At 38.3% G+C, this 24,799-nt stretch carries 17 protein-coding genes; 9 read left to right on the forward strand and 8 right to left on the reverse strand.

The window, feature by feature from the left end; genetic code table 11:
• Positions 1-195 precede the first annotated feature (195 nt).
• From bglX to ACH3PA_RS10885, 6 genes are all read right to left on the reverse strand, one after another.
• Complete coding sequence (gene bglX / locus ACH3PA_RS10860; protein ID WP_416444346.1) at positions 196-2,499, reverse strand: beta-glucosidase BglX; 2,304 nt, start codon at positions 2,497-2,499, stop codon at positions 196-198.
• 132 nt (positions 2,500-2,631) lie between these two features.
• Positions 2,632-3,912, reverse strand: coding sequence for a glycoside hydrolase family 26 protein (locus tag ACH3PA_RS10865; RefSeq protein WP_416444344.1), 1,281 nt, complete (start codon positions 3,910-3,912; stop codon positions 2,632-2,634).
• 15 nt (positions 3,913-3,927) lie between these two features.
• The gene (locus tag ACH3PA_RS10870; protein ID WP_416444342.1) at positions 3,928-5,118 is read right to left on the reverse strand and encodes an AGE family epimerase/isomerase; all 1,191 of its coding nucleotides are present in this window, start codon (positions 5,116-5,118) and stop codon (positions 3,928-3,930) included.
• On the reverse strand, positions 5,118-6,254 hold the full coding sequence (locus ACH3PA_RS10875; protein ID WP_416446616.1) for a glycosidase: 1,137 nt from the start codon (positions 6,252-6,254) through the stop codon (positions 5,118-5,120). Before ACH3PA_RS10875 ends, ACH3PA_RS10870 begins: the two co-directional genes overlap by 1 nt.
• A 68-nt stretch (positions 6,255-6,322) precedes the next feature.
• A complete protein-coding gene (locus tag ACH3PA_RS10880; protein ID WP_416444340.1) occupies positions 6,323-8,146 on the reverse strand; it encodes a sodium:solute symporter family protein in 1,824 nt (607 codons plus the stop codon).
• Position 8,147: 1 nt separating this feature from the next.
• A complete protein-coding gene (locus ACH3PA_RS10885) occupies positions 8,148-9,290 on the reverse strand; it encodes a glycoside hydrolase family 26 protein (RefSeq protein WP_416444338.1) in 1,143 nt (380 codons plus the stop codon).
• 176 nt (positions 9,291-9,466) lie between these two features.
• Here ACH3PA_RS10885 and ACH3PA_RS10890 point away from each other — a divergent pair, with 176 nt between their 5' ends.
• The 7 genes from ACH3PA_RS10890 to ACH3PA_RS10920 all read left to right on the forward strand — a co-directional run bounded on the left by ACH3PA_RS10890 (position 9,467) and on the right by ACH3PA_RS10920 (position 20,957).
• The gene (locus ACH3PA_RS10890; RefSeq protein ID WP_416444336.1) at positions 9,467-10,354 is read left to right on the forward strand and encodes a helix-turn-helix domain-containing protein; all 888 of its coding nucleotides are present in this window, start codon (positions 9,467-9,469) and stop codon (positions 10,352-10,354) included.
• A gap of 390 nt (positions 10,355-10,744) precedes the next feature.
• Complete coding sequence (locus ACH3PA_RS10895) at positions 10,745-13,921, forward strand: SusC/RagA family TonB-linked outer membrane protein (protein WP_416444334.1); 3,177 nt, start codon at positions 10,745-10,747, stop codon at positions 13,919-13,921.
• A gap of 12 nt (positions 13,922-13,933) precedes the next feature.
• On the forward strand, positions 13,934-15,508 hold the full coding sequence (locus ACH3PA_RS10900) for a RagB/SusD family nutrient uptake outer membrane protein (RefSeq protein ID WP_416444332.1): 1,575 nt from the start codon (positions 13,934-13,936) through the stop codon (positions 15,506-15,508).
• A 19-nt stretch (positions 15,509-15,527) separates the two neighbouring features.
• Positions 15,528-16,583 (forward strand): IPT/TIG domain-containing protein, encoded by a 1,056-nt coding sequence (locus tag ACH3PA_RS10905; RefSeq protein ID WP_416444330.1) that lies wholly within the window; start codon positions 15,528-15,530, stop codon positions 16,581-16,583.
• Between the two features lie 86 nt (positions 16,584-16,669).
• Complete coding sequence (locus ACH3PA_RS10910) at positions 16,670-17,872, forward strand: glycoside hydrolase family 27 protein (RefSeq protein ID WP_416444328.1); 1,203 nt, start codon at positions 16,670-16,672, stop codon at positions 17,870-17,872.
• A 124-nt stretch (positions 17,873-17,996) separates the two neighbouring features.
• The gene (locus ACH3PA_RS10915) at positions 17,997-19,736 is read left to right on the forward strand and encodes an alkaline phosphatase D family protein (protein WP_416444326.1); all 1,740 of its coding nucleotides are present in this window, start codon (positions 17,997-17,999) and stop codon (positions 19,734-19,736) included.
• 216 nt (positions 19,737-19,952) lie between these two features.
• Positions 19,953-20,957, forward strand: a complete 1,005-nt coding sequence (locus ACH3PA_RS10920) for an alpha/beta fold hydrolase (protein ID WP_416444324.1) — start codon at positions 19,953-19,955, stop codon at positions 20,955-20,957.
• A gap of 78 nt (positions 20,958-21,035) precedes the next feature.
• Here ACH3PA_RS10920 and ACH3PA_RS10925 read toward each other — a convergent pair whose 3' ends face one another.
• Complete coding sequence (locus ACH3PA_RS10925; RefSeq protein ID WP_416446614.1) at positions 21,036-22,526, reverse strand: SLC13 family permease; 1,491 nt, start codon at positions 22,524-22,526, stop codon at positions 21,036-21,038.
• Positions 22,527-22,714: 188 nt separating this feature from the next.
• Between ACH3PA_RS10925 and ACH3PA_RS10930 the strand changes: the two genes are divergently transcribed.
• Positions 22,715-23,248, forward strand: coding sequence for a hypothetical protein (locus ACH3PA_RS10930; RefSeq protein ID WP_416444322.1), 534 nt, complete (start codon positions 22,715-22,717; stop codon positions 23,246-23,248).
• Positions 23,249-23,286: 38 nt separating this feature from the next.
• Entirely contained in the window at positions 23,287-23,988 is a 702-nt protein-coding gene (locus ACH3PA_RS10935) for a Bax inhibitor-1 family protein (RefSeq protein ID WP_416444321.1), read from the forward strand.
• Positions 23,989-24,038: 50 nt separating this feature from the next.
• On the opposite strand, the gene rpe is transcribed toward ACH3PA_RS10935, so the two are convergent.
• Positions 24,039-24,692, reverse strand: a complete 654-nt coding sequence (gene rpe, locus ACH3PA_RS10940) for a ribulose-phosphate 3-epimerase (protein ID WP_416444319.1) — start codon at positions 24,690-24,692, stop codon at positions 24,039-24,041.
• Between the last annotated feature and the right edge of the window lie 107 nt (positions 24,693-24,799).

The following is a 24,799-nucleotide window of genomic DNA, read 5'->3' on the forward strand; positions in this document are numbered from 1 at the left end:
CCAGTTAAATGTAATTTCTTGGACTTATGAATGGATGCGATATCTCAGTCGTACCTCCTTCGAATGACAGAATAGAAATACTCACAACAAAATAGTTATTATAATAAAACCCCGACTGCTAAAAGCAATCGGGGTTTTATAGTTTTTTAAAGTTCCTCCACTTTTTAAGGGGAGGTGCCAAAGGCGGAGGGGTTTTTACTCCATAAGAGTAAACGTCTGCTTTAAAGTAGTATCAGAATTACCACCTACAAACACATCAAAATCGCCCGATTCTACCTGAAAATCACCGTTTTGGTCATAAAAACCAAGCGTTTCCTGATCTAAGGTAAAGGTAACCGTTTTGGTTTCTCCTTTTTTAAGCGGTACCAGTTCAAAACCTTTTAATTCTCTTACCGGTCTTGTGATACTCGCAAAAAGATCATGAATGTATAATTGTACAACTTCTTTACCATCATAATCGCCGGTATTGGTTACATCAACGCTTACAGTTACAGGTTCGTCAATCGCATATTCACTTTTGTTCAGTTTAAAATTGCTGTATTCAAAAGTGGTATAGCTTAAGCCGTAACCAAAGGAATAAAGCGGTGTGTTTTCAGTATCTGTATAATGCGACCAGAAAACTGTTGTACCTCCGGGATTTACAGGGCGACCTGTGTTTTTATGATTATAATACACCGGTGTTTGACCCACATTCCTTGGGAAGGACATTGGCAATTTACCACTTGGGTTATAATCGCCATACAGCACCTGAGCTACGGCATTACCGGTTTCGGTACCTAAATGCCAGGCTTCAACAATCGCAGGTATGTGCTCTGAAGCCCACTCCAGCGCCAAAGGTCTGCCGTTATTTAAAACTAAAACTACGTTTGGATTTGCCGCATAAACTTTTTCCATCAGCTCTTGTTGTACTCCGGGAAGATCAAGATTTGTACGGCTACGACCTTCACCACTTTGGAAACCGTGCTCACCAACTACAAGAACCACAACATCGGCTTTTTTCGCAGCAGCGACAGCAGCATCAAAACCACTTGTATCTGTAGTGTTGAATGTGAGTTCGTCAATAAAAGTCACATCGCCAGTAACCAAATCTGCGCCTTTCTCAAAAAGGATTTTATTGCCTTTATATGCTTCTAAACCTTCTTTAACCGAGACAGCTGTATTGTCGTCTGAAGCAATTCTCCAGCTCCCCAGCGGACTATTTTTATCACCTGCCAGCGGACCAATTAAAGCGATGGTTTGACCTTCTTTTTTAAGAGGAAGCAAGTTATCCTGATTTTTAAGCAGTACGATCGATTTTTTAGCCATATCGAGTACTTTTTCATGATTTTCTTTGCTTCCTACAACTTCTTTCTCACGGGCTTCGTCACAATATTTATAAGGGTCGTCAAAAAGACCAAGCTCATATTTTACTGTCAAAATTCTGCGTACCGCATCATCTATAAGAGCTTCGTCAACTTTGCCTGAACGTACAATTTCAGCAAGGGAATTTACATATACATACGCTTCCATATCCATATCAACTCCGGCTTTAACGGCTTTTTGGGCAGCCATGGCACTATCTTTTGCAAAACCATGCACCATCATCTCACCAATAGAAGCCCAGTCTGAGATCACAAAACCGTCAAAACCCCATTTGCCTTTCAGGATGTCGCGCAACAGGTATTCGCTTCCGGTAACGGGAACACCGTTTAGTTCGTTAAAACCGTTCATAAACGTTCTCACACCGGCATCTTTTGCAGCTTTAAACGGAGGAAGAATAATATTGTGCAATGTTGCCGTACCAATGTCTGCTTTGTTATACTCACGACCACCTTCTACAAAACCATAACCGGCAAAATGTTTTGCGCAAGCGGCAACCGTTAAAGGATCTGCAAGATCATCACCCTGAAAACCATGTACGCGGGCAGCAGCAATCTTGCTTCCTAGGTAAGGGTCTTCACCGGCACCTTCCATCACGCGGCCCCAGCGAGCATCACGAGAAATATCTACCATAGGGGCAAACGTCCAGTTGATACCAGAAGCTGCGGCTTCTGCAGCACCCACACTAGCCGAAGTTTTGATCGCCTCAAGATCCCAACTGGCAGACTCTGCCAGTGGAATAGGGCTCAAAGTTTTATACCCGTGAATTACATCAAAACCAATAATCAAGGGAATACCAAGACGGGTTTCTTCTACAGCGATCTTTTGCACGGCACGCACCTGGTCTACACCGCGCACAGTTAGCATAGAGCCTACATAACCTTTGCGCAGGTCTTCATATTTCTTCTCTGCGCTGCCACCTTCAGGGGAAGGGCCGGTTACATCCCAAAAGCCATTATATTGGTTCATTTGGCCAATTTTCTCTTCTAAAGTCATGATCTTTAAAAGTGAATCTACCTTTTTAGTTATCGTATCATTTTCTTGATTCATCAGAAATAATTTATCTTTTTCATGTAAGCTAAAACCTGAACTGGCAATGGCAAGAATCATCAGAACAAGTGGAGATATTAGTCGTTTCATAATGTATTGTTTTTGCATTATAAGTTGATTTTTGTTGTGCACGGTCGCTTTCGCGAAAGCGACTAAATAAAATATAAAACCAATATTGACTTTAGTGTAATAATCTTAAAATTAGCTCGTTATATAGTCTTATTAATTAGGCATGGAATACATATCTGGAATGGAATTGAGCAGTTGCGGCTCGTCTTTTTCTATGAATGTCATAAAATCTGAAGCTCCTGCCACACCGGGAACTGGGACTGTATATGACGAATTAGAATTCTGCCAAAACATCATAAAGCCTACTTTAATACCGTTGTTTGTTAAAACCTTATAGAGGTTATTTGAGTAAAAATCTGAAGCGAGAGTTGTATTTGCATCTACAAAGAAGCCTGTTTCGCTTAAAGCGGAAATTTTTACCTTCTCAAGAGCAAGTTCTGATACGTTTTTAAGTTTATCATTTGCCAACTGAACGCCGGAACCGTCTTGTGCATACAGATCGCCATAGTTATCCATGCCCAGAACATCTACATAATCATCGCCGGGATAACGCTCTAGGTAAGCAGCTTTTGTGATATAACTGTTGTCTGGCGCGTAAGCGTATAAGATGTTATGCACATCAAGATCATCACGCAGATACTCTACTGTAAATTGCCAGAGAGTTTTAAACTGCTCAGGAGTGCAATATGGAGCTCCCCACCAGAAAAAATCACCATCAAATTCGTGAAAAGGCCTGAAGATAAAAGGGACAAGATTCCCATCATTACCAACCATATTTTTAGCGATCTGGGCGATCTTCTCTAGTTTGGTTTTGTAGTAGTCATGGTTTTCACCACCTGGAAGTAAACTTGCAAAAGCATTGTATTTCTGAAAATCTGATAATTCGCTGGTATAGAAATTCTGCCCTTCATAAGGTTCTCTAAAGTGCCAGCAAAATATATTTACCATGCCTTTATTATACGCATCAACAGCATCGCTTGTAATTTGTAATTCTTGCTGGTAGAACCAGTTTGATGAGGTCCCGTCATTATTGTCATCTGTGATAAACATAAAATCTGAACCCAGCAGTGCGGGATCGCTACCGGTAAGCTTCATCATATCAGACTCGCCACTGTTATTCTGATAAAAAGCATTAAAAGCATCTTGTTGACCTATAATAATGTGATTTTGAGAATTCCCTTTTAGGTTGTAGAAAAGAGCAACGGTTTCTGCAGTAGCGTTAGCATCTACCATGTAAGAAGAGGTCTCTGAAGGAGTGGGATAATAGCCCTGCGTTTCTTCCGGACTTTCCGGATTTTCGGGTGTTTCTGGCGGATTTTGAGGTGTTTCTTCCGGATTTTCCTGGATAGGATCATCAAAAACATCGGAATCACTGCTACAGCTCGCAAGAATTGAAAATATAAGGACGTAGCTTAAGTGTAAAATTCTTTTCATAGCAGTGTAAGATTATTATTGTTTTTTCAGAAGGACGATGCAGGCGCGTGAATTGTGATAGGGACATTTCCACATGCCCAGTTTATCTTCGTTCTTATAAGGCTGAAAATTCTCATCAACCCTAAAGAACCATTCTCCATTTTTAGAATCTATGATATGATCTTTGGTGAAATTCCATATATCCTGAATAGCTTCGGTATAACGGGAGTCACTTTTTATCTCATTGGCATAAAAGAGACCAACCATAGCTTCCGCCTGGGGCCACCAATGGCGATCTGTGTCAATTTCGCCATTGCTTCGCTCTTTTTCGTTAAGAACACCTTTGTTTTTTATGTAGCCGTACTCGAGAAATTTGTCTGCAACGGGTACAGCAGCCTCTTGTGTTTTTAAAAGAAGCTCTTTATTTCCGGAAGATTTGGCACCTTCAATAAGTAGCCACAGGGCTTCAATATCGTGCCCAAATGATACAATATCGCTGGTAAGATTCCAGTCTGTATCAAAGAATAGCTCGAAGTTGTTTTCGCTATTCAAAAACTTTTCAAGGAAGAGTTTTATAAGGTTGTCGAGCGCCTTTTTAACGCGCTCTTCAGGATAAATCTTGTAAAGCGTTGTGTAGGCTTCAAGAACGTGCAAATGCGTATTCATTGTTTTCGCAGCGTTTTGATCTTTATCGCTCAATCGCATATCTGCAATGGGCGACCAGTCTGCTTCAAAAGCTTCTATATAACCGTCTTTTTCGGTGTCAAAGGCGTGTTTTTCTATAAGGTCAAAGAGTTCTATAGCCCATTCTTTAGCCTTGTTGTTTTGAGTATTTAAATAATATTCACTAAGCGCGTAAATGGCAAATGCCTGTGCATAGATTTGTTTCTTTTTAACTATTGGTTCTCCGGTTGCGTTTAACTCCCAGAAAACACCACCGTTTTCTTTATCTCTAAAAAAGTCATAGAGGTAATTAAACGCCCGCTCCATAAATGGATTGAGATCATAATCTGCATCATAATTCGCGATTGCAGAAAAAGACCAGAGAATGCGGGCATTCAGGATTATTCCTTTAGAGGCATTGGGGATCATTTTGTTATAATGATCCCGTTGCCCTATAAAACCACCATTTTCATTATCTACACTAAAATCTTTCCAGTATTGAGTGATCGCACCCAATTCCTGTTTAAGATCTGTGAAAAATGTATTTGGTAAATTGTTGCTCATTAATAGAGTCCTTTATTTTTATCTACAAGATCAATAATTGTATGAACTGATTCTGCAGAGTGAAATTTATCTTTAGGAGTATTCTTTACATAATCTACAAGTTTTTCAACTGTAGATGTAGCTACGTGACATCTTGTATCTGATGATGCATAGTAGATATAGACTTTCCCTTCATCTTCTATCCAGCCATTTACGAAAAGTACATTAGGCACGTCACCCACAGTCTCGTAGTAATTAGGCGCCATAAAGTAACCGCCGGGTTGATGCGTTACATTTGAGATATCATCAAGGGCTGTCATAAACATGTATAATGTGTATCTAAGTCCGCCGGCAGTGTTGCGCACACCATGAGCAAGATGTAACCAGCCATCTTCCGTTTTTATAGGAGCCGGTCCCTGACCATTTTTAAGTTCGTAAACAGTATGGTATACCTTGTGATTAATTATATTCTCATCCTGAACCACAGGATTTGACATATCATCTATATAACCCAGGCCAATACCGCCACCGCTACCTACGCTAATAAAACCATCCTGAGGTCTTGTGTAAACAGCATATTTACCATTTACAAATTCCGGGTGCAGAACAACATTACGTTGCTGCCCGGTGTTGCTGATAAGATCGGGAAGTCTCTCCCAGTTTACAAGATCTTTTGTTCTTGCAATACCTGCATTAGCTACAGCTGCGCTTGCATCACCTGCCGGAGCATTAGGATCTTTTCTTTCAGTACAAAATATACCGTAGATCCAGCCATCTTCATGACGCGTTAAACGCATATCATACACATTCACATCAGGTTCTGAAGTTTGAGGAAGAACAATAGGTTTATCCCAAAACTCAAATTGATCAACACCTGTAGGGCTTTCTGCTATAGCGAAAAATGATTTACGGTCATAACCCTCAACGCGTACTACAAGCACGTAATTATCACCCCATTTCATCGCTCCCGGATTGAAGGTGGCATTTATACCAAAACGCTCTAGACCCAATGGGTTTGTTTCGGCATTAAGATCATATCTCCAGTGTACTGGCGCATGGTCTGCAGTCACTACTGGGTCTTGATAGCGTTGATAGACTTCATTAGTAAAGTCTGTAGGTTCATTCTTTTTACCAACTAATTCTTTATAGTTGTTCATCAAAGTATCGTAGTTTTTAATCTTAGCCACGTTTTTGTCAGTTTTGGTTAGACTCATTCTATATTTTATTAAAGTTCTTTGTCCATTTTATCCCACCAGTTAAACTTTAGTATCACCACACAGGCAATAAGTAAAACCAGAGAAACTATAAATGATAGATTTTCATGCAGAATTAAATACAGCGGCAATACCACAAGCAAAGTTTGTCCTGCAGTACCAATCACCACATTAAACATATCTCTGCTAAATGCTGTGTTTCTTTTAAATTCTGGGTTTTGTAAGGTTAGTTTCTCATAAATAGGTTTCCAAAATCCCCACGGGCGTGTTTTATCGTAAAAGTTCATCAACACTTTTTCATCAGTTGGCGGGGCGCTATAAGTGCCAGCTATACAGCCTATAAGAGATATTACCAGAATTATGGGGAAATAATACAGGTCTAGCGTATCTGTAAACAATGGGAAAACAAGAGCGGGTATGATACCAGATAACATCCCCCAGAAATAGCCCTCACCATTAAATCTCCACCAGTGCCATTTAAGTACGTTAGAAATCACATAACTGCCATAAAGTGCAGAAACAATCCATTGCAGAATTGAATTCACATCCTGAATAAAGAAACCTAAAACTATACTTACAAGTACCACTATGATACCGCTACCATAGTTCATTTTCTTAACCTTATCGTGTGTGGCTGTGGGGTTGTAATGTTTAAGATAAATGTCGTTAACCAGATAAGCTTGTGCAGCATTTAGCGTTCCCGCGAAAGTTGACATGAAAGCAGCCAAAAGCCCGGCAAGTAAAAGACCTAAAAGACCTACAGGTACAAATTGCTGAATAGCAGCCGGTAATATTTTTTCAAAATCTAGTAGACCGGCTGTTCTAAGGTCTAAACGATCGTAGAAAAGTATAGCAAGTACAGAGAAACCACCTATCATAAGATATCTCGTAGGCATAAGTGCGACGTTTGCAAAAGCACTCATCTTAGATGCTTCCCGAGGTGATTTAGTAGAAAGGATCTTCTGCATGTCATAATTGGGTGCAGGCCCGGCAATACTTGAAAGAATCCCTTTAAAAACCATCAACATAAAGAAAATGGTAAAAAGCGAGTATCCATCTGAAGCGATCTTTGTATTGACCTCGTCAATTATACCGGCCCAATCCATATTGAGATTCCAGCCAAAGAATGGGTTCATCCACCCTTCAGGTACATTAAGTGTATTATCTCCCAATGCCTGCCATGCAATCACAGCAATTGCAATAGAAGAAACTGTCATGATCGTGTATTGTAAAACATCTGTCCAGACGATACCGGACATACCTCCTATAATCGAGTAAAAAACGGCAAAAAGAGTAAAAATAACGCCGTAAAAGTGGGGGATATAGGCCGCAGGCACATCAAATGGCACATAGGTACTCACGACCTCCCAGGGAATAAAAATTTCAACAAATTTCCCTAAACCTATAAAACCATATGCCAGAAAACCCAGACAGCTTAAAATAGCAAAAATAACAATGATGGTGTGTGAACGTCTTCCGCCTTTACCACTGTCAAAACGAAAAAGAATCCATTCTGCGCCAGTCATTACGTTAGATCTTCTCAACCACGCAGACAAGTATACCATCAAGAAAACCTGATTAAAAACAGGCCATAACCAGGGAATCCAGATACTTTTAAAACCATATACAAAAGTGAGCGTCACCAGCCACATTGTACCAGAAATATCAAACATTCCTGAAGCATTAGAAAGACCAAGCATGTACCAGGGTAGCGTATTTCCGCCTAAAAGATAATCTTCTTTACTCTTTTGTGCTTTTTTGCGAAGTGTAAGTCCTATTACAATTGTACCTACTAAATACAGAAGTATAATTGCAATATCTAAGGGTTGTAGCATATTAGTTTGCTTTGTTTTTTACTTTAAAATTCATTTTCTGAAGATCCTCCATAAAGAGAACATCCTTTTGTTTCCCAAATTCAATAAAATCATCTGCCGCAGGCTCATTGGGATATGTTGCAAAGTAGTGTGACGGCCGGGCATTACGCCAAAAAAGAACCCACGCAATACCACTGTTTTCTATGCCGGGATACAGCACTTTTGTAAACCAGTCTGCACCACCGGGTTTTACATTGCCGGTTTCTGTGAGAGCATATGGTTTATTTCGCGCTTCAGCGAAATCTTTTACTACCAGAATATCTTTTTTCAGGGTTTTGACAAAAGCTTCATCACCGCTGTGATTATAAATGTCAACCCCTAAAATATCTACATAATCATCGCCGGGATAAAAACGTTCATATTCATCTGGGCTGTTGAGCGTATTAGGAGCAAATGCATAAAGCACATTGTGAACATCTCTAGCTTCTAGCATGTCTACGATGTCTCGGAATAATTGCTTGTAATCTTCTACACTGCAATTTTTAGCGCCCCACCAGAACCAGGAACCATTCATCTCGTGATATGGTCTAAAAACCACGGGAATAGTTATCCCCTTTTGAGTTCTTAAGGATTTTAAGAAATCTGCAAGCCTGTCTACCCAAACCTCATATTTCTCTCTATTTGCACCACCTTTTAAAATGGTTGAGGCTGCAGGAGTGACGTCCCACGACGTTCCGCCAGAAACCGGATTATCAAGATGCCAGCTCAATGTATTAATACCGCCTTGCTGATATGTTTTGATAATCTGCTCTCGTATTAATGCGAAAGAAACTGTATCCAGATTTATATCATTGCCTAGTTCTAAATGACCAAGCTCCCAGCCGTGAACAGCCGGATATTTACCTGTTACATCATGAATATCGTTGCGATAAGAATTCTCTGTCGAAGCCTTCCAGTTTATACCATAAGCCGTAGGGTCCTGATGACCTATTGCAATCCCGTCTGCCGCAATCGTTTTAATTTCCTCATATAGTAATTTTGTGGGGTTGCTTGCGAGCGCGTCTGTAACTTTTACGTTAGAGATATCTAAATACTTCGTGCTGCTGCAGGAACAGAAAAGTATCAATGAACTGACAAAATAAGTTAACCTAAACGTATTTTTCATATGCTAAAAAACTTATTTTTGAAGAGAAATAGACAATTCTAATGTTTTCTTACTTATAATTAGCACTTTAATAAATATGACAGCTGATTTTTAAAAACATTCAAATTTAAATCAGGTGTTAATAGAACGTTAATCGGATTTTATCATTTATTGGTATCATTTTTACTTACTTAACTATGGATGAAAATATAATGCTTAAGAACGTACATCGGGAAATAACTCAGCTTGCTCCTGAAGACAGCTTTTTAGTTTTTGACAGAATTAAGGCAGATTTTGACTTTCCCATTCATTTTCACCCCGAATATGAGCTTAATTTTATACATAATGGTAAGGGAGTGCGTAGGGTTGTAGGTGATAGTCTTGAAGAAATAGGTGATATTGAGTTAGTTTTAGTGGGGCCCAATCTGGTTCACGGGTGGGAGTTACATCATTGTGAGCAAAGTAAGATACATGAGATCACTATTCAGTTTCACAAAGATCTTTTTGACGAAAGAATGCTTTCCAGACGTATTTTTAAGCCTATAAAAGACATGCTTAATCGCTCTAATCACGGCATCCATTTTTCAAAAAAGATAACCCAGGAATTGATGCCGCGCATGATGACGCTTTCTAAAATTGACAGTATTGATTACTTTCTGGAGTTGATCTCAATTCTTCATGATCTCGCTAACTCGCGTAATCAAAGACTCCTGTCTACGTATATATCGCAAAATAAGAACTTTGAAAATAGCGGAAAGATCAAGAAGATCTATGAGTATGTACAGGAGAATTTTAACCGGAAGATCTCGCTTTCTGAAATATCTGAACTTGTAAATATGAGCCCTGTCTCTTTTAATAGATTTATTAAAAGCAGAACAGGTAAAACTTTTATAGAATATACTAATGATACGCGTATAAGTTATGCTACAAGATGGCTTATAGAAACTGATCTAAGTATAGGGGAAATTGGTTTTAAGTGCGGTTTTAATAACATAGCCAACTTTAATCGTGTATTTAAAAAGGTAAAGAAATGTACTCCCAGTGATTTTAGGGAAGAATTTAAAGGCATAAAGCGTGTTCTCTGAGAATTTCTCCTAAAAAAAGTAGATTAAAAGGCCTGAAAATCGGTTTATTTTGGCTTAAAATTGCACTGTTCAATTCATTTTCGAAAAAATAATCAGCGAGTTTTAAACTTTTGAACTGCTTATTACGTAAGTCTTTGCGCAGTTGAATTTTGTGAAAGGATGCCGATGTAACGTTATAAATGTTAAATTATTTTGTGGTTACAGATATTTTTAGGCAAAATATGATAAACAAATGATAAAATACTATTAACGCTTGTTTGTCAATCCACCTAATTTTGAAAATCACAAAAAAACTCTCTTTAATTATTAAAATAATAAATTCTTAGGGAGGTTTGTGGCATTTCTATAATACGCTATTTAATTATCAATAAAATTCCTAAATTTTATTTCATGCACAACATTAAAATTAATTCTATTCTTAATTTAAAAAGTTCGTCGAGGCTTTTTCTATTAGTCTTCCTGTGTGCTGCATTTCAGAGTTTTGCTCAGAAAACAGTAACGGGAACAGTTTATGATTCAAGTGGTACTCCATTATTAGGAGTAAATGTTATTGTAAAAGGCACAAGTAACGGTGTTTCTACCGATTTTGATGGCCATTATGAAATCACAGCGTCTGACTCAAACGTTATCGTTTTCAGTTATGTTGGTTTTCAGGAATCTGAGGAGCTGGTTGGCAATCGTACACAAATAGATGTGACATTGGCAGAAAGTGCAGAGAGTCTTGATGAAGTAGTTCTTATTGGGTATGGTGCTCAACAGCGTCAGGATGTAAATGGTTCTGTTGCCAGTATCGAGTCTGATGAGATTGAAAACATTCCACAGGTTAGTATTGATCAACTTATGCAAGGTAAGGCTGCAGGTGTAACAATAAGCCAGAATTCTGGTAAGCCGGGTGCTGCCGTTTCTGTGCGTATACGTGGTATAACCTCAATTACCGGTAATAATGAGCCTTTATATGTGATTGACGGTGTGCCTATTTCTGGGGACTCACGTAATTTAAGTACAAGCGGAAGAACAGATGCTTCCAGCTTTAATGGTAATGGTCAGACTGGTTCTAGTCCGCTAGCTGGTATTAACCCAAACGACATCGAGTCTGTAGATATCTTAAAAGATGCATCTGCAACTGCGATCTACGGTTCTCGTGGAGCAAATGGTGTTGTGATTATCAAAACAAAAAGTGGAGCTAAAGGAGAAAAAGGTACTTTAAGATATAGTACTTACCTTGCTTTACAAGAGCCGCAAAAATTACTTGATGTAATGGATTTGCGCACTTATGCAAGACTTCAGAACTCTTTAGCTACAGAATACGGGGTTTCTCAACGTGTAGAATTTTCTAACCCGGCATTATTAGGATCAGGAACAGACTGGCAGGATGAGGTTTTTCAACAAGCAATAATGAAAAGCCACCAGTTGAGCTACTCAGGAAGTTCAGAAAAAGTTAACTATTTAGTTTCAGGAAGTTATTTAGATCAGGAAGGTATTGTTTTAGGTTCTGGATTTGAAAGGATCACAATACGTACCAATCTTGATGCTCAGGTTACAGACTGGTTAAAAATAGGAGCTAATATTACCGGTAGCCGTACAACTGAAGATGTTACTCTTAACGGAAACAGAGATGGTATAGTAAGTTTGGGTCTATTACAATCACCAGATGTAGCAGTTAGAAATCCTGACGGAAGTTTTGCAGGACCACCTAATGATCCTACAGCTGTTGAGGGGAGTATTAACCCGGTAGCTTTGGCTTTAAGCCAAACAAACAAATTAAAGAAATATAGTGCGCTGGGTAATATTTTTTCTGAATTTAAACTGGCAGACGGGCTTACCTTTAGAAATGAAGTAGGTGGTAGTTTTGAGTTTATTGATAACAACATTTTTACACCTACATATTCATGGGGTAGATTTATTAACGAGAACGCTACGTTGTTTGAGAAAAGAGCAAAAAGCCAGTTCTGGATTATAAAAAACTACTTTAATTATACAAAAACCTTTGGTGAGCATAATTTAAATCTTTTATTAGGTCAGGAAGCTCAGGAGTCATCCTGGGATGGTAACCAGGTTACGGGTACAGGTTTCGTAAATAATAATATTCAGACTCTTAATAATGCAAGTGATCTTACAGCCTATGATGCTTACCAAGGTAGCGCTTCATTAAATTCATATTACGGTCGTGCTATCTACTCTTTTAAAAATAAGTATGGTCTTACCGCTACTTTTAGAGCAGATGGTTCTTCTAAATTTGATGCTTTAGGAGATAATAAATGGGGTTACTTCCCATCTTTTGCAGCTTCATGGAAGGTTTATAATGAGCCCTGGATGGAGAGTGTGAATGAAGTTGTAGATAACATTCGTCTAAATGTAGGATATGGAGTTGTGGGTAATCAGGATATTCCTAATTATCTGTATGGCGCCAGTCTTTCTGACGCTCAAACAGGAGTAGGTCTTGGTTATTCTGTAACAAACATTCCTAACCCTGAACTTAAATGGGAAGAAACAAGACAAGCTAACATTGGTTTAGACTTTACATTGTTAGATAATAGGCTTAATGCAACTATCGAGGTTTACAATAAAATATCTAAAGACTTTTTATACCAATTACCTCTTCCTATCTATTTAACCGGAGGTCCTTCATATCTTGGGGGTATTGGCGCTCCTTATGTTAACCTGGGTGAGATGACTAATAAAGGTATAGATGTATCTTTAGGTTATTCCACTTTGAAAACGAAAGATTTTTCTTGGTCTACTAATTTAAATGTTTCTCATTATCAAAATGAGGTGACAGATCTTTATCAGGACGGTCTTGAAGTAATACGTTCTGTAACTTCAGGTTTTCTTTCTTCTCCCATTACAAGAACGGTAGAAGGTGAACCACTAGGTAAATACTACGGTTACAAAGTACAAGGTATATTTAGAACTGAAGCGCAAATAGCAGATGCGCCTGTACAATTTGGGATTCCTTATTCTGATGCGCAAGGTGACAACTGGTTAGGTGATGTACAGTATGTAGATGTTAATGAAGATGGTGTTATTAATGAGCAAGACCGCACGTATATAGGTAATCCACATCCAGATTTTACATTTGGTTTTACAAACAACTTCTCTTACAAGAATTTTGATCTTAGCATATTCTTACAAGGATCTTATGGTAATGATCTTATGAACCTTACCAGAAAAGAAACAACAGGGCTTGCAAGATTATACACAAATCAACTTGACGAAGCGCAGGATTACTGGTCACCTACTAATGTAGATGCATCTTTCCCAAGACCACGTCGCGGGGATGATAACCAGAACTTATTTGTTTCAGACAGATATATTGAAGATGGGTCATACTTAAGAATTCAAAATGTGACCTTAGGTTACAATCTTCCAGATGCAGTTCTGGATAAGCTAAACCTTACCAATATAAAATTATATGGTACCATTCAAAACCTATACACTTTTACTGATTACAGTGGGTACGATCCGGAGATAGGAGCATATAACGGTGACGCCTTACAAATGGGAGTAGATAGAGGAAGATATCCTATCTCAAGAACTTTCACTCTAGGTTTAAATGTTGAGTTTTAATAAAAAGAAATTATGAAATTTTTAAAAAACAAAATCACGTTATTATTATTAGGGATCTTGTCTGTGATGAGCTCTTGCTCTGAAGAATTTTTAGAGCGCCCACCAGAGGATGGGATCGCCCTTGATAATTTCTATTCAAGCGAGGAAGAATTAGTGGCTAATACTAACACACTATATGGCTCTCCCTGGTTTAACTTTAACACAAAGGCATTCTGGTCTATAACAGAGCTTTCATCTGGTAATGCCAGAACATATTCTGGAGACGTTGTAAACTTTTACAACTTTACTATAACTGGAGATAACGGGGTTCTAACTGACGGGTGGAGCTCTCTTTGGAGTGTAATAGCACAATCTAATGCTATTATTAATTTTCTTCCAGATCGTGTTTCTGCAGATGTACCTCAGGAGGTTGTAAATAATACATTGGGTGAAGCTCATTTTATGAGAGCTGTGGCCTATTTTTATTTAGTTAGAATTTGGGGTCCTGTGCCTATTATAGAAGACAATCTAGATCACGTATATGATTCTCAAATCCCTACAAACAGAGTTGAAGACATATATACTTTTATGGAAAGCGATCTTCAGTTTGCAATTCAGAATTGCTATTCTAAAGTACGCGGAGCTAACTATGAGGCAAATGCACACGTATCAAGTGGATCTGCTAAAGCTTTAAAAGCTAAAGTACATTTATACCAGGGCGAATATGCTGAAGCGAGACAGCTTTCTCAGGAAGTGATAAATAGTGGTGAGTTTAAATTGTACGGTGGTCCTGAATTACCTAGCAAAAGCTATAATGATCTGTTCTTAACAGCTAATGATAATAACGAAGAATCTGTAGCCGCTTTACAGTGGACAGCAAGCGGAGGTTACGGTTATGGTAATGCTATGCAGGCTTCTTTCGCTATAAGTTCTGCTATTACCGGTACAGGAGATGGCTACGGCGTGATTGGGCCCACAATCGATCTTCAGGAAGCTTATGAAACAGGTGATGAGCGCAGAAAAGCTACTATTATGCTTGCAGGCGATTTCTATCCCACTTTAAGAGCAGCAGACGGTGGTTACACAGTTCCAGACGATGTTAATGCTCAAAATACACAAGCCGGTATTAAGAAGTATGTGGTAGGTACGCCTGGTGATAATAATGGTGACAGTGCTTCGCAATCTGCGGGTAACAACACCTATATTATGCGTTATTCTGATGTTCTTCTAATTAATGCAGAAGCTATTCTTGCAGGTGGAGCAAGTACAAGTGACCCTCAGGCGTTAGCATCATTTAATGCTGTGCGCCAAAGAGCAGGATTAGGTTCTTTTCCTTCTATAACATTAGAAGATATTTTACATGAGCGTAGAATAGAGTTTGCAATTGAAGGTGATTACTGGTTTGATCTTGGTAGAATAAACCGCCAGATGGCTATCGATATGATAAGCAATCAAGAGCGTGGAACTTATGCTACAGATGGTTCTGGTGAGGTTTACACCGAAATGTATACTCCTGCAGCAGATGATTTCACCTTGCCTTATCCTTCAGTTGATGTGGCGCTAAACCCACGTTTAATAGAGGAGCCGGTTCCTTACGATTTTGAATAAGTAAATAAAAATTTGTATTATGATAACGGAAAAAATTAAAAAGAAATTAAGCTTTTCGCCTTTATTGGTGGCTTTATTTGCTGTTGTTCTTTTTGCCTCTTGTGAGCCAGATGATACTACGCAAATGCCTACTTCTGTTGAAGCTCCTGTTCTTGACAGAGTGAGCCTTGTGGAAAAAGATTCAACAACGGCAGTAGGTTTAAGAAGCAATATGTATGCGATCTATGGTAAGAACCTTTCTACGACACAGCGTATTACTTTTAATGACACAGAAGCATACTTTAATCCTACATTAGTAACAGACACAAATATTCTGGTAGCTGTACCTGCTGATGCTCCATATTTTGGCGGCAGTGATAAACTCGTTGTAGAAACTACAGCGGGATCTGCAAGTCTTGATTTTAGCGTAGCTCAACCCGCGCCAGATATTGATAGCTTTTCCCCTCTTGCTGCAGGTGCCGGTGATATAGTGACTATTGTAGGCAGTATTTTTGAAGGAGTTGAATCTGTTCGTTTTGGTGATGTTGAGGCCGAAATAGTTTCGGCTACAGCTACAGAAATTGAGGTGCGAGTTCCTGAAGGAATTGTACAGAGTTACATTTTTGTTGAGACTGCTGGTGGTGTTACACAATCGCCACAGGCATTTGGTTTCAAATTTGTCATATATGACGATGCTCTTGCTGCCGGATGGTGGGTAGGTGGCTGGTCAGGTACTCAGGATTTTGAAAACACAGCTCATGTAAAAAGAGGAGATTTTAGTGTAGAACGCGTTTATGAAGGTGGGTATAGTGGTTTTCAAATAGGTAATGGCGGTGCTCCCATCCCATTGTCTGATTATAGTGCTATAAAAGTTTCAATCTTTGGCGGTGCTGGTATAGGTGACGTAAAGGTGGTGATTAATGGTGATTACGATAATGGTAAGATCATTACTATTACTGAAGGTGAGTGGACAAACTTTACTATTCCTTTTAGTGAACTAGGTACTGCTTCTGATACTTTAAATGAATTTGTAATTCAGGAATTCAGCGGTAGCGCCCCATCCACCATCTATATTGATGACTTAGGTCTAATATAATTTTTTAAAATAGCCAAAAAAAGCCTGCCTTAGATATTTTCTATGGTGGGCTTTTTCATTTAAACAAAAATGTAAAACCAATTTTGATGAAAAAAATTCTTTTAGGAATTATCCTTTTTACGAGCTTAAACACCTTCGCTCAAAAATTTGACGGTCTTGCTGAAACTCCGCCAATGGGCTGGAACAGCTGGAATACTTTTGGTACAGATATCAATGAGCAACTTGTAAAAGATGTTGCAGATAAATTTGTAGAACTAGGTCTTAAAGACGCTGGTTATAATTATTTAGTTCTCGATGACGGCTGGATGAGCCACGAGAGGGATGAGAATGGAAATCTGGTAGCAGATCCTGAGAAGTTCCCTAGCGGTATGAAAGCCCTGGCAGCTTATGTACATGCCAAAGGTTTAAAATTTGGTCTATACAATTGTGCAGGAGCAACAACCTGTGCCGGCTATCCCGGAAGCCGGGGGCACGAGTATCAGGATGCGAGAACCTATGCCTCCTGGGATATTGATTATTTAAAATATGACTGGTGTAATACTGAAAATATAAATGCTCAGGGCGCCTATACTACTATGCGCGATGCCCTCTATAAAGCTGGCAGACCTATGGTTTTTAGTATTTGTGAGTGGGGAGATAATCAACCCTGGAACTGGGGAGAAGATGTAGGTCATCTATGGAGAGTGAGTGGTGATATTATTAATTGCTGGGATTGTGAAGTAGGACACGGTTCTTGGTCTTCATGGGGAGTATGGAAAATTATTAAAATGAGAAAGGGAATTCGCAAAGCTGCAGGTCCAGGCCACTGGAATGATTTTGACATGATGGAAGTTGGCAATGGAATGACAGATGCAGAAGACAGAACTCATTTTGCGATGTGGAGTATGCTTGCTTCTCCATTAATTATGGGCAACGACCTGCGTACTGCATCAAAAGAGACTATAAAAACCCTTACAAATAAAGAAGTTATCGCTGTAAACCAGGATAAATTGGGAATACAAGGTCTACGGTTTTCTAATGAGGGTGCTTTTGAAATGTGGGTTAAACCGTTAGCTAACGACGCCTGGGCAATGGTTTTTGTAAATATGACCCAAGAGGCGCAGAATCTTGATTTTGTATGGGGGCGCCACGAGATTACAGATGATGTGAACGGACGAAGGCTTGAAGCCAAAAATAATATGTATAAAATCAGAGATCTTTCTAATCATAAAGAGCTGGGTGATACATCTAAAAATTTAAAAACTACAATAGGTTCTCACGATGTTTTAATGATAAAGCTAACAAAATAACAGAAACATACATATTACAAAAAAAGAGAGGTCGTTAGGCCTCTTTTTTTTGTAATGATCTGATAAACTTTAATTAACACAGGTTTTAATATGGTTTAAGAGTATTGTATAAACAAAAAGCAATATGAAAAACCAGTATTTAGGAAGACGTAAATTTATATTCAATTCTCTACTTGCTACAGGCGGAATTGTACTTTCAACAAACTTCATCAGCTGTAGTGACGATGATGATATTTCTGGTGAGGTTGAAATACCAGATGATTTAAATCAATCTAATTTTGAACAAGGAGTGGCAAGTTTTGACCCTTCTTCTTCTCAAATAATAATCTGGACGCGATATAATACTGAAGCAGATATGGCTTCTATTGTGTGGCAGTTAAGTCTTGATCAGGATTTTACTAATGTCTTAAGAAGTGGTGAAGTAGCTATAGATGCTTCTAGTGATTATACACTAGCTGTAGAAGTACAAAATCTAGATGCTGATCAAAAGCTTTTTTATCGCTTTATAAATGTTGCAGATGCTACAGTATCAGATGTTGGTGAGACAATAACATTGCCCATAAATGCTTCTCGGGTTAAAATGGCAGTTTGTTCCTGCTCCAACTATCCGGCTGGATTGTTTAATGTGTATCAGGTAATGGCAAATTCTGATGCAGATATTATAGTGCATTTAGGAGATTATATTTATGAATATGGAGCAGGTTCTTACGGCACAAATGAGGCGACAGCAGGATTAGCAAGACAACCAGAACCGGCGACAGAGGTCATACAGCTTGATGAATACAGAAGGCGCTATAAACAATACAGGAGCGACGCAGATCTCAAGTTAGCGCATCAAAAGAAACCATTTATTTGTGTTTGGGATGACCATGAGATCGCAAATGATGCATATAAAAATGGCGCCGAGAATCATCAGGCATCAGAAGGAGATTTTGAAGTGCGCAAAATGGCAGCTATTCAGGCTTATAGTGAATACCTTCCTGTAAAAACAACAGATATCTCTTTAATATACAGAACTATCAATATAGGTAATTTGGTAAATCTTATTATGCTTGATACGCGTATAATAGGCCGCGATAAACAGCTGGATTATGCCGATTTTTATGACAATTTGGGCGTTTTTGATGCAGTTGCATTTCAAACCGCATGGCTAGACTCAGAGCGCACAATATTAGGAGCCACACAACGGGACTGGTTAATTAATGAAATTACAGGAAGCAATTTGCCCTGGCAGGTTTTAGGACAACAAGTTTTAATGGGCAAAATGCTTATTCCTGCAGAATTACTAGGTACACTTTCAGTGATTGTGGCAGAAGTAAGCGCTACAGGAAGTGCATCTGCTGCGACATTTGCTTTGTTTCAGCAACAGCTGCAGGATTTAACAACCTTAAAAGTACGCATGGTGCAGGGCGACCCTACATTAACTGCCGTAGAAACTGCACGCGTTACTACAGTTTTACCTTATAATCTTGATGCGTGGGATGGTTATCCCGCTGAACGCGAAATTTTATATCAGGCCTTTGCAGGTAAAAAAGTAGTTGCCTTAGCAGGTGATACCCACAACGCCTGGTACAATAACCTTACTGATGCAGCCGGTAATGAAGTTGCAAAAGAATTTGCAACCTCTTCTGTGACTTCGCCGGGTCTTGAGGGTTATCTGGGGACGGATGTAAATACCGTAGCTGGTTTTCAGCAGGCATTTCAGCTTTTGATAGATGATCTTAATTATTTAAATGCTTCACAGCGCGGCTATGTAGAAGTTACTTTCACGCAGGCGGAAGCCACTTCATCGTGGATATATGTAGATACTATTACTTCTTCTTCCTTTTCAGCCACAACAGAGAATACGGTTTCTTATACCTAAAAATCGTCCTGATTTGCTAAAAAGCTGCCTTAGAGCAGCTTTTTTTGGCTTCCAAAAATTACATAAAGCTTATGAAAGCTTTAGTATTAATAATTGGAGCTATTCTTTAATTTGGACCTTCTACACAGGTTTTAATTATCAAAGATTGCGTTGATAAAAAGGAATATTTTAATTAATAATATACCCGTCTAATTTTTATATTTTAATAATAAGTACATGAAAGTAAAAATAATACAAACACTGGTTGCTCTAATATTTACGATTGGTTGCTTTGCACAAAAGGGAGATATTAGAAAACTGGATATAGATCTAAGTAATTACGATTATCCTTACCCGGTATCATACATGACATTTAATTCTCAGCAACAGGATTTAAAAATGGCATATATGGATGTAAAACCAACTAATTACAATGGTCATAACGTGATGCTTCTACACGGCAAGAATTTTAACGGTGCTTATTGGGAAACAACGATCAACGCTTTGGCGAAAGCCGGTTATCGCGTAATTGTTCCAGACCAAATAGGCTTTGGTAAATCTACAAAACCAGCACACTATCAATTTACATTTCAGCAATTAGCAACAAATACAAAAACTCTTCTTGATACTATTGGCGTTGAAAAAATATCGGTTTTAGGACATTCTATGGGTGGTATGGTAGCCACACGTTTTGCCTTGATGTTTCCGGAAACTGTAGAAAAATTTATTCTTGAGAATCCTATTGGTCTTGAAGACTGGAAACTTGTTGTGCCTTATAAGACTATTGACTGGTGGTACGATAACGAACTTAAAAAAGATTATGAATCAATAAAGAACTATCAAAAAGAGAGTTATTACGACGGCAACTGGAAACCGGAATATGATAAATGGGTTAATGTGCTCGCCGGGTGGACGCTTAATGAAGAAGATTATCCTAAAATAGCCTGGGATGCTGCACTAACTTATGATATGATCTTTACTCAACCGGTGGTTTATGAATTTAAAAATATTACAAACCCTACTTTGCTCATAATTGGTACACGTGACAGAACTGCTTTAGGGAAACCTCTCGTTAGCGACAGTGTGAGAGCTACGATGGGGCGTTACGATCAATTAGGGAAAGCGACTCGCGATAAAATTAAAAATGCAGAGTTGGTAGAAATACCTAATATAGGTCACTTACCACATATTGAGGCTTTTGACCAATTTATAAAACCACTTCTTGAGTTCTTGAACAAGTAGTCAATTAATAAAGCAGCATCATATTTATCCTCCAAAATCGGTTAAAAAGGGTTGAAAAATGGCTTTAAAAGCGAAAAATCAGATCTTTTTAAAATTAACAGGAAACTCATCAGGAATGAAATCCCATATTAGCGGAAGCGCGTAATAAGTGAGGATTGTAATGATAAGTATCGAAATTAAATTGAGCCAAACGCCGGTACGAACCATATCTGGAATGCGTAAATAGTTTGAGCCAAAGACAATGGCATTAGGAGGTGTGGCGACCGGTAACATAAAAGCACATGAAGCTGAAACAGTAACGCCTACCATTAAAATGTAAGGATGAGCATCAAAAATTAAAGCAACGGGTACAATAACAGGTAGAAGCATCGCAGTTGTTGCCAAATTAGAGGTGATTTCAGTTAAAAAATTTACAGATGCTACAAGAATTAAGATTAAAAGCAAAAGACTTATATGCTGAATTGAAGTAAGCTGTTCCCCTATCCATAATGCGAGCCCCGTTTGTGAAAATCCGCTGGCAAGCGCTAACCCGCCTCCATAGAGTAGAAGAATTCCCCAGGGTAATTTAACGGCTTCTTCCCAATTGAGTAATTTTCCTTTTTTGTCACTTTTTGCTGGAACTAGAAACAAAGTAAGAGCAAAGAAAATAGCGATAATAGTATCATCGATTTGTGGTAAAAAAGGTTTCAGTAAATAAGATCTAAACATCCAGAAAAATGCGGTTAAGCTAAAAACTAACAGCACGATTTTTTCTTCACGGCTTATTTTACCTAATTCCAGAAGCAGTCGTTTAACCTCATTTCTTCCTCCCGGAAAGGATTTAGGCATCTTTAAATCTTCTTTTCCGGCGAAAGCGTAACGTGTTAAATAGAACCAGCAAATAAATAGTAGCAAAATTGAAATGGGAACGCCATACTTCATCCATTGTATAAAACTGATCTCGACCCCGTAGCTTTCTTCTAAAACCCCTGCAAGAACAAGATTAGGTGGTGTGCCAATTAATGTCGCGATACCACCAATAGAAGCTGCATAAGCAATTGCAAGCATAAGCGCTTTGCCAAAAATTTTGGTTTCGTTTGCCTTTGTAGCGGGATTATCTTTAAGTTGAGTAACTATAGCCATTGCAATGGGAAGCATCATAACTGTGGTTGCTGTATTAGAAATCCACATCGAGAGAAAATCCGTGGCGATCATAAAACCCAGAATGATTCGGTTTACGCTTGTGCCTATAATATTTATAATATTGAGTGCTATCCTGCGGTGTAGTTTCCATTTTTCTATAGCAATCGCGATAATAAAGCCGCCTACAAATAGAAAAACATATTTATGGCCATAGCTTGATGTGGTTTCTTCTAAAGATAGTGCGCCTGTTAAGGGGAATAATATGATGGGTAAAAGTGCAGTAGCCGCTATAGGAATGACTTCTGTTGTCCACCATACGGCAATCCAGGCAGCACAGGCGAGTGTCGCCTGCGCTTCTTTAGGTAAACCTTCACTTTTAAAAATGAAGAAGAAATAAATAAATAACAAAGGCCCCAGAAAAAGCCCAATGATCTTTGTACGGGTCATATTTTTCATCAAATGAGAATGAAGCAAAATAGTTAAATTTTAGACTTTGGCTTTATAATTAGTCATTCAATATTTTTTAGATTTACTCACTGGGTGAGATTTAAAGCCGGTTAACTTATTTATCAACATTAAATTTAGAGTTCATTTGCTCATTATAGAATCAAGTTTTTAATACAGATATAAATTATATGAATACAATTTTAGGAATAGGTTCACGCATAAAACATGTAGAATATGGCGCCGGCGTGGTCACCAATGTTACTTCAAAGCACTATTGGGTGACATTTATAGAATCTGGTATTGAGACCATAGAGTTAGATTCTGATTTTGAAATAATAGAGGCAGTAGAAGATGAGGTAGATACGGTAAGTTTCTCTGAAGTTGAAAACACGCTGCGAGAATTGCTTAAACGTTATTCTGATATTTCTGAAGTAGTTGCAATTGCAGATAAATATAAAGGTGGTACGCTTACTATAAGTCCAAAGGATTCTAATCTTTCCAGTAAAGAAATTCCTATTGATACTTTCTTCCATAAAATTGTTATGGTGCGCGACCGCATACGCGTCATGGAACAAAAAATTAATGCAAGTAAAAATCTTGATGATCAAGAGAAGATAGATCTGCAGCAGTATGTTACACGTATTTACGGCAGTTTGACTACGTTTAATGTACTTTTTAAAAACAGTTCGCAGAGTTTTAAAGGCGAATCTTCAAAAAAATAGTTATTTTCATTATCATAAAATCTATAACCAAATAATTTATGGAAGAATTACAAACTTATAATCCTATCAATACTTTAACTGAAGAGCGTAAAGCTGTTTTTTACAGAAAAACATACTCACATCTTGCTCTGGCAGTATTGGCTTTTATTCTTGTTGAAACGTTATTTTTTCAAATACCACCTTTGCTTGAATTTGCATTGTCACTTACTCAGGGATGGTCCTGGTTATTGCTTTTAGGCGGATTTATGTTGATTACTAATTACGCCGAAAAGCTAGCTTTAAGTTCTCATGATTCTAAAATGCAATACCTGGCACTTTTGCTGTATGTAGTTGCAGAAGCTTTTATCTTTATACCATTGATCTTTATAGCAATTATGGTTGCTGAAGATGGCGCTTTTGATATATTGAATCAGGCAGCTATTCTTACACTTTCTCTTTTTACAGGTTTATCTGCCGTGGTATTACTAACGAAAAAGGATTTTTCATTTTTGAGATCTATCCTTGCTATAGGATTTTTTATTGCGTTAGGCTTAATTATCGCCGGCTTGATCTTTGGGTTTAATCTGGGACTTTGGTTTAGTGTAGGGATGGTGGTACTGGCATCAGGTTCAATTTTATATCAAACCTCAAATATGGTGCATAAGTACAGCGAAGATCAATATGTGGCTGCTAGTCTAGGTCTTTTTGCTTCTCTTATGCTTCTTTTCTGGTATATTTTGAGCATTCTTTCAAGAAACTAAAAAATCGGGCAAAAACATACAGAAAGCACCTTTTAAGGTGCTTTTTTCGTTTAAATCAACTTCAGATTTTTAATAGTTTGAAGCGGATTTTCAGACTTAAAAATAAAGCTTCCCGCCACTAGAACGTCTGCGCCCGCATCTATTAATTTATCTGCATTTTTATCTGTCACACCACCATCTATCTCGATCAAAGTCTTAGAATTACTCTGCAGTATGAGTTCTTTAAGCTCGCTTATTTTTCTGTACGTATTCTCAATAAAGCTTTGTCCCCCAAAACCAGGATTTACGCTCATTACTATAACCTGATCAATTTGAGTTATAACTTCTCTAAGAAAATTAACAGGAGTATGAGGGTTTAAAGCCACACCGGCATGCATGCCCGCCGTTTTAATGGCTTGTAAGGTTCTATGTAAATGAGTACAAGCTTCGTAGTGTACTGTTAGATTTGTTGCTCCCAATTCTGCAAAATCTTCAATATAACGATCTGGGTCAACGATCATAAGGTGAACGTCAACAGGTTTCTGGGTGTGCTTTGTGATTGCCTCGAGCACTGGCATTCCAAAAGAAATATTAGGAACAAAGAGACCATCCATAATATCGATATGAAACCAGTCTGCCTCACTTTTATTTACCATTTCTATATCCTGCTGCAAATTTGCAAAGTCTGCAGCAAGTAGGGAAGGAGCTATCATTTTTTGAGACATATTAGTATTTTAATCAAATTATTCTGGTTTTAGATTAATTGAATCTAAAATTAAGTTCTGAGGCGATAGATAATTTTATTCGCGGTACAACTTCCGTAAAAGTAAAA

This window comes from Leeuwenhoekiella sp. A2, assembly GCF_047946655.1.
In the GTDB taxonomy this organism is placed as follows: Bacteria; Bacteroidota; Bacteroidia; order Flavobacteriales; family Flavobacteriaceae; genus Leeuwenhoekiella.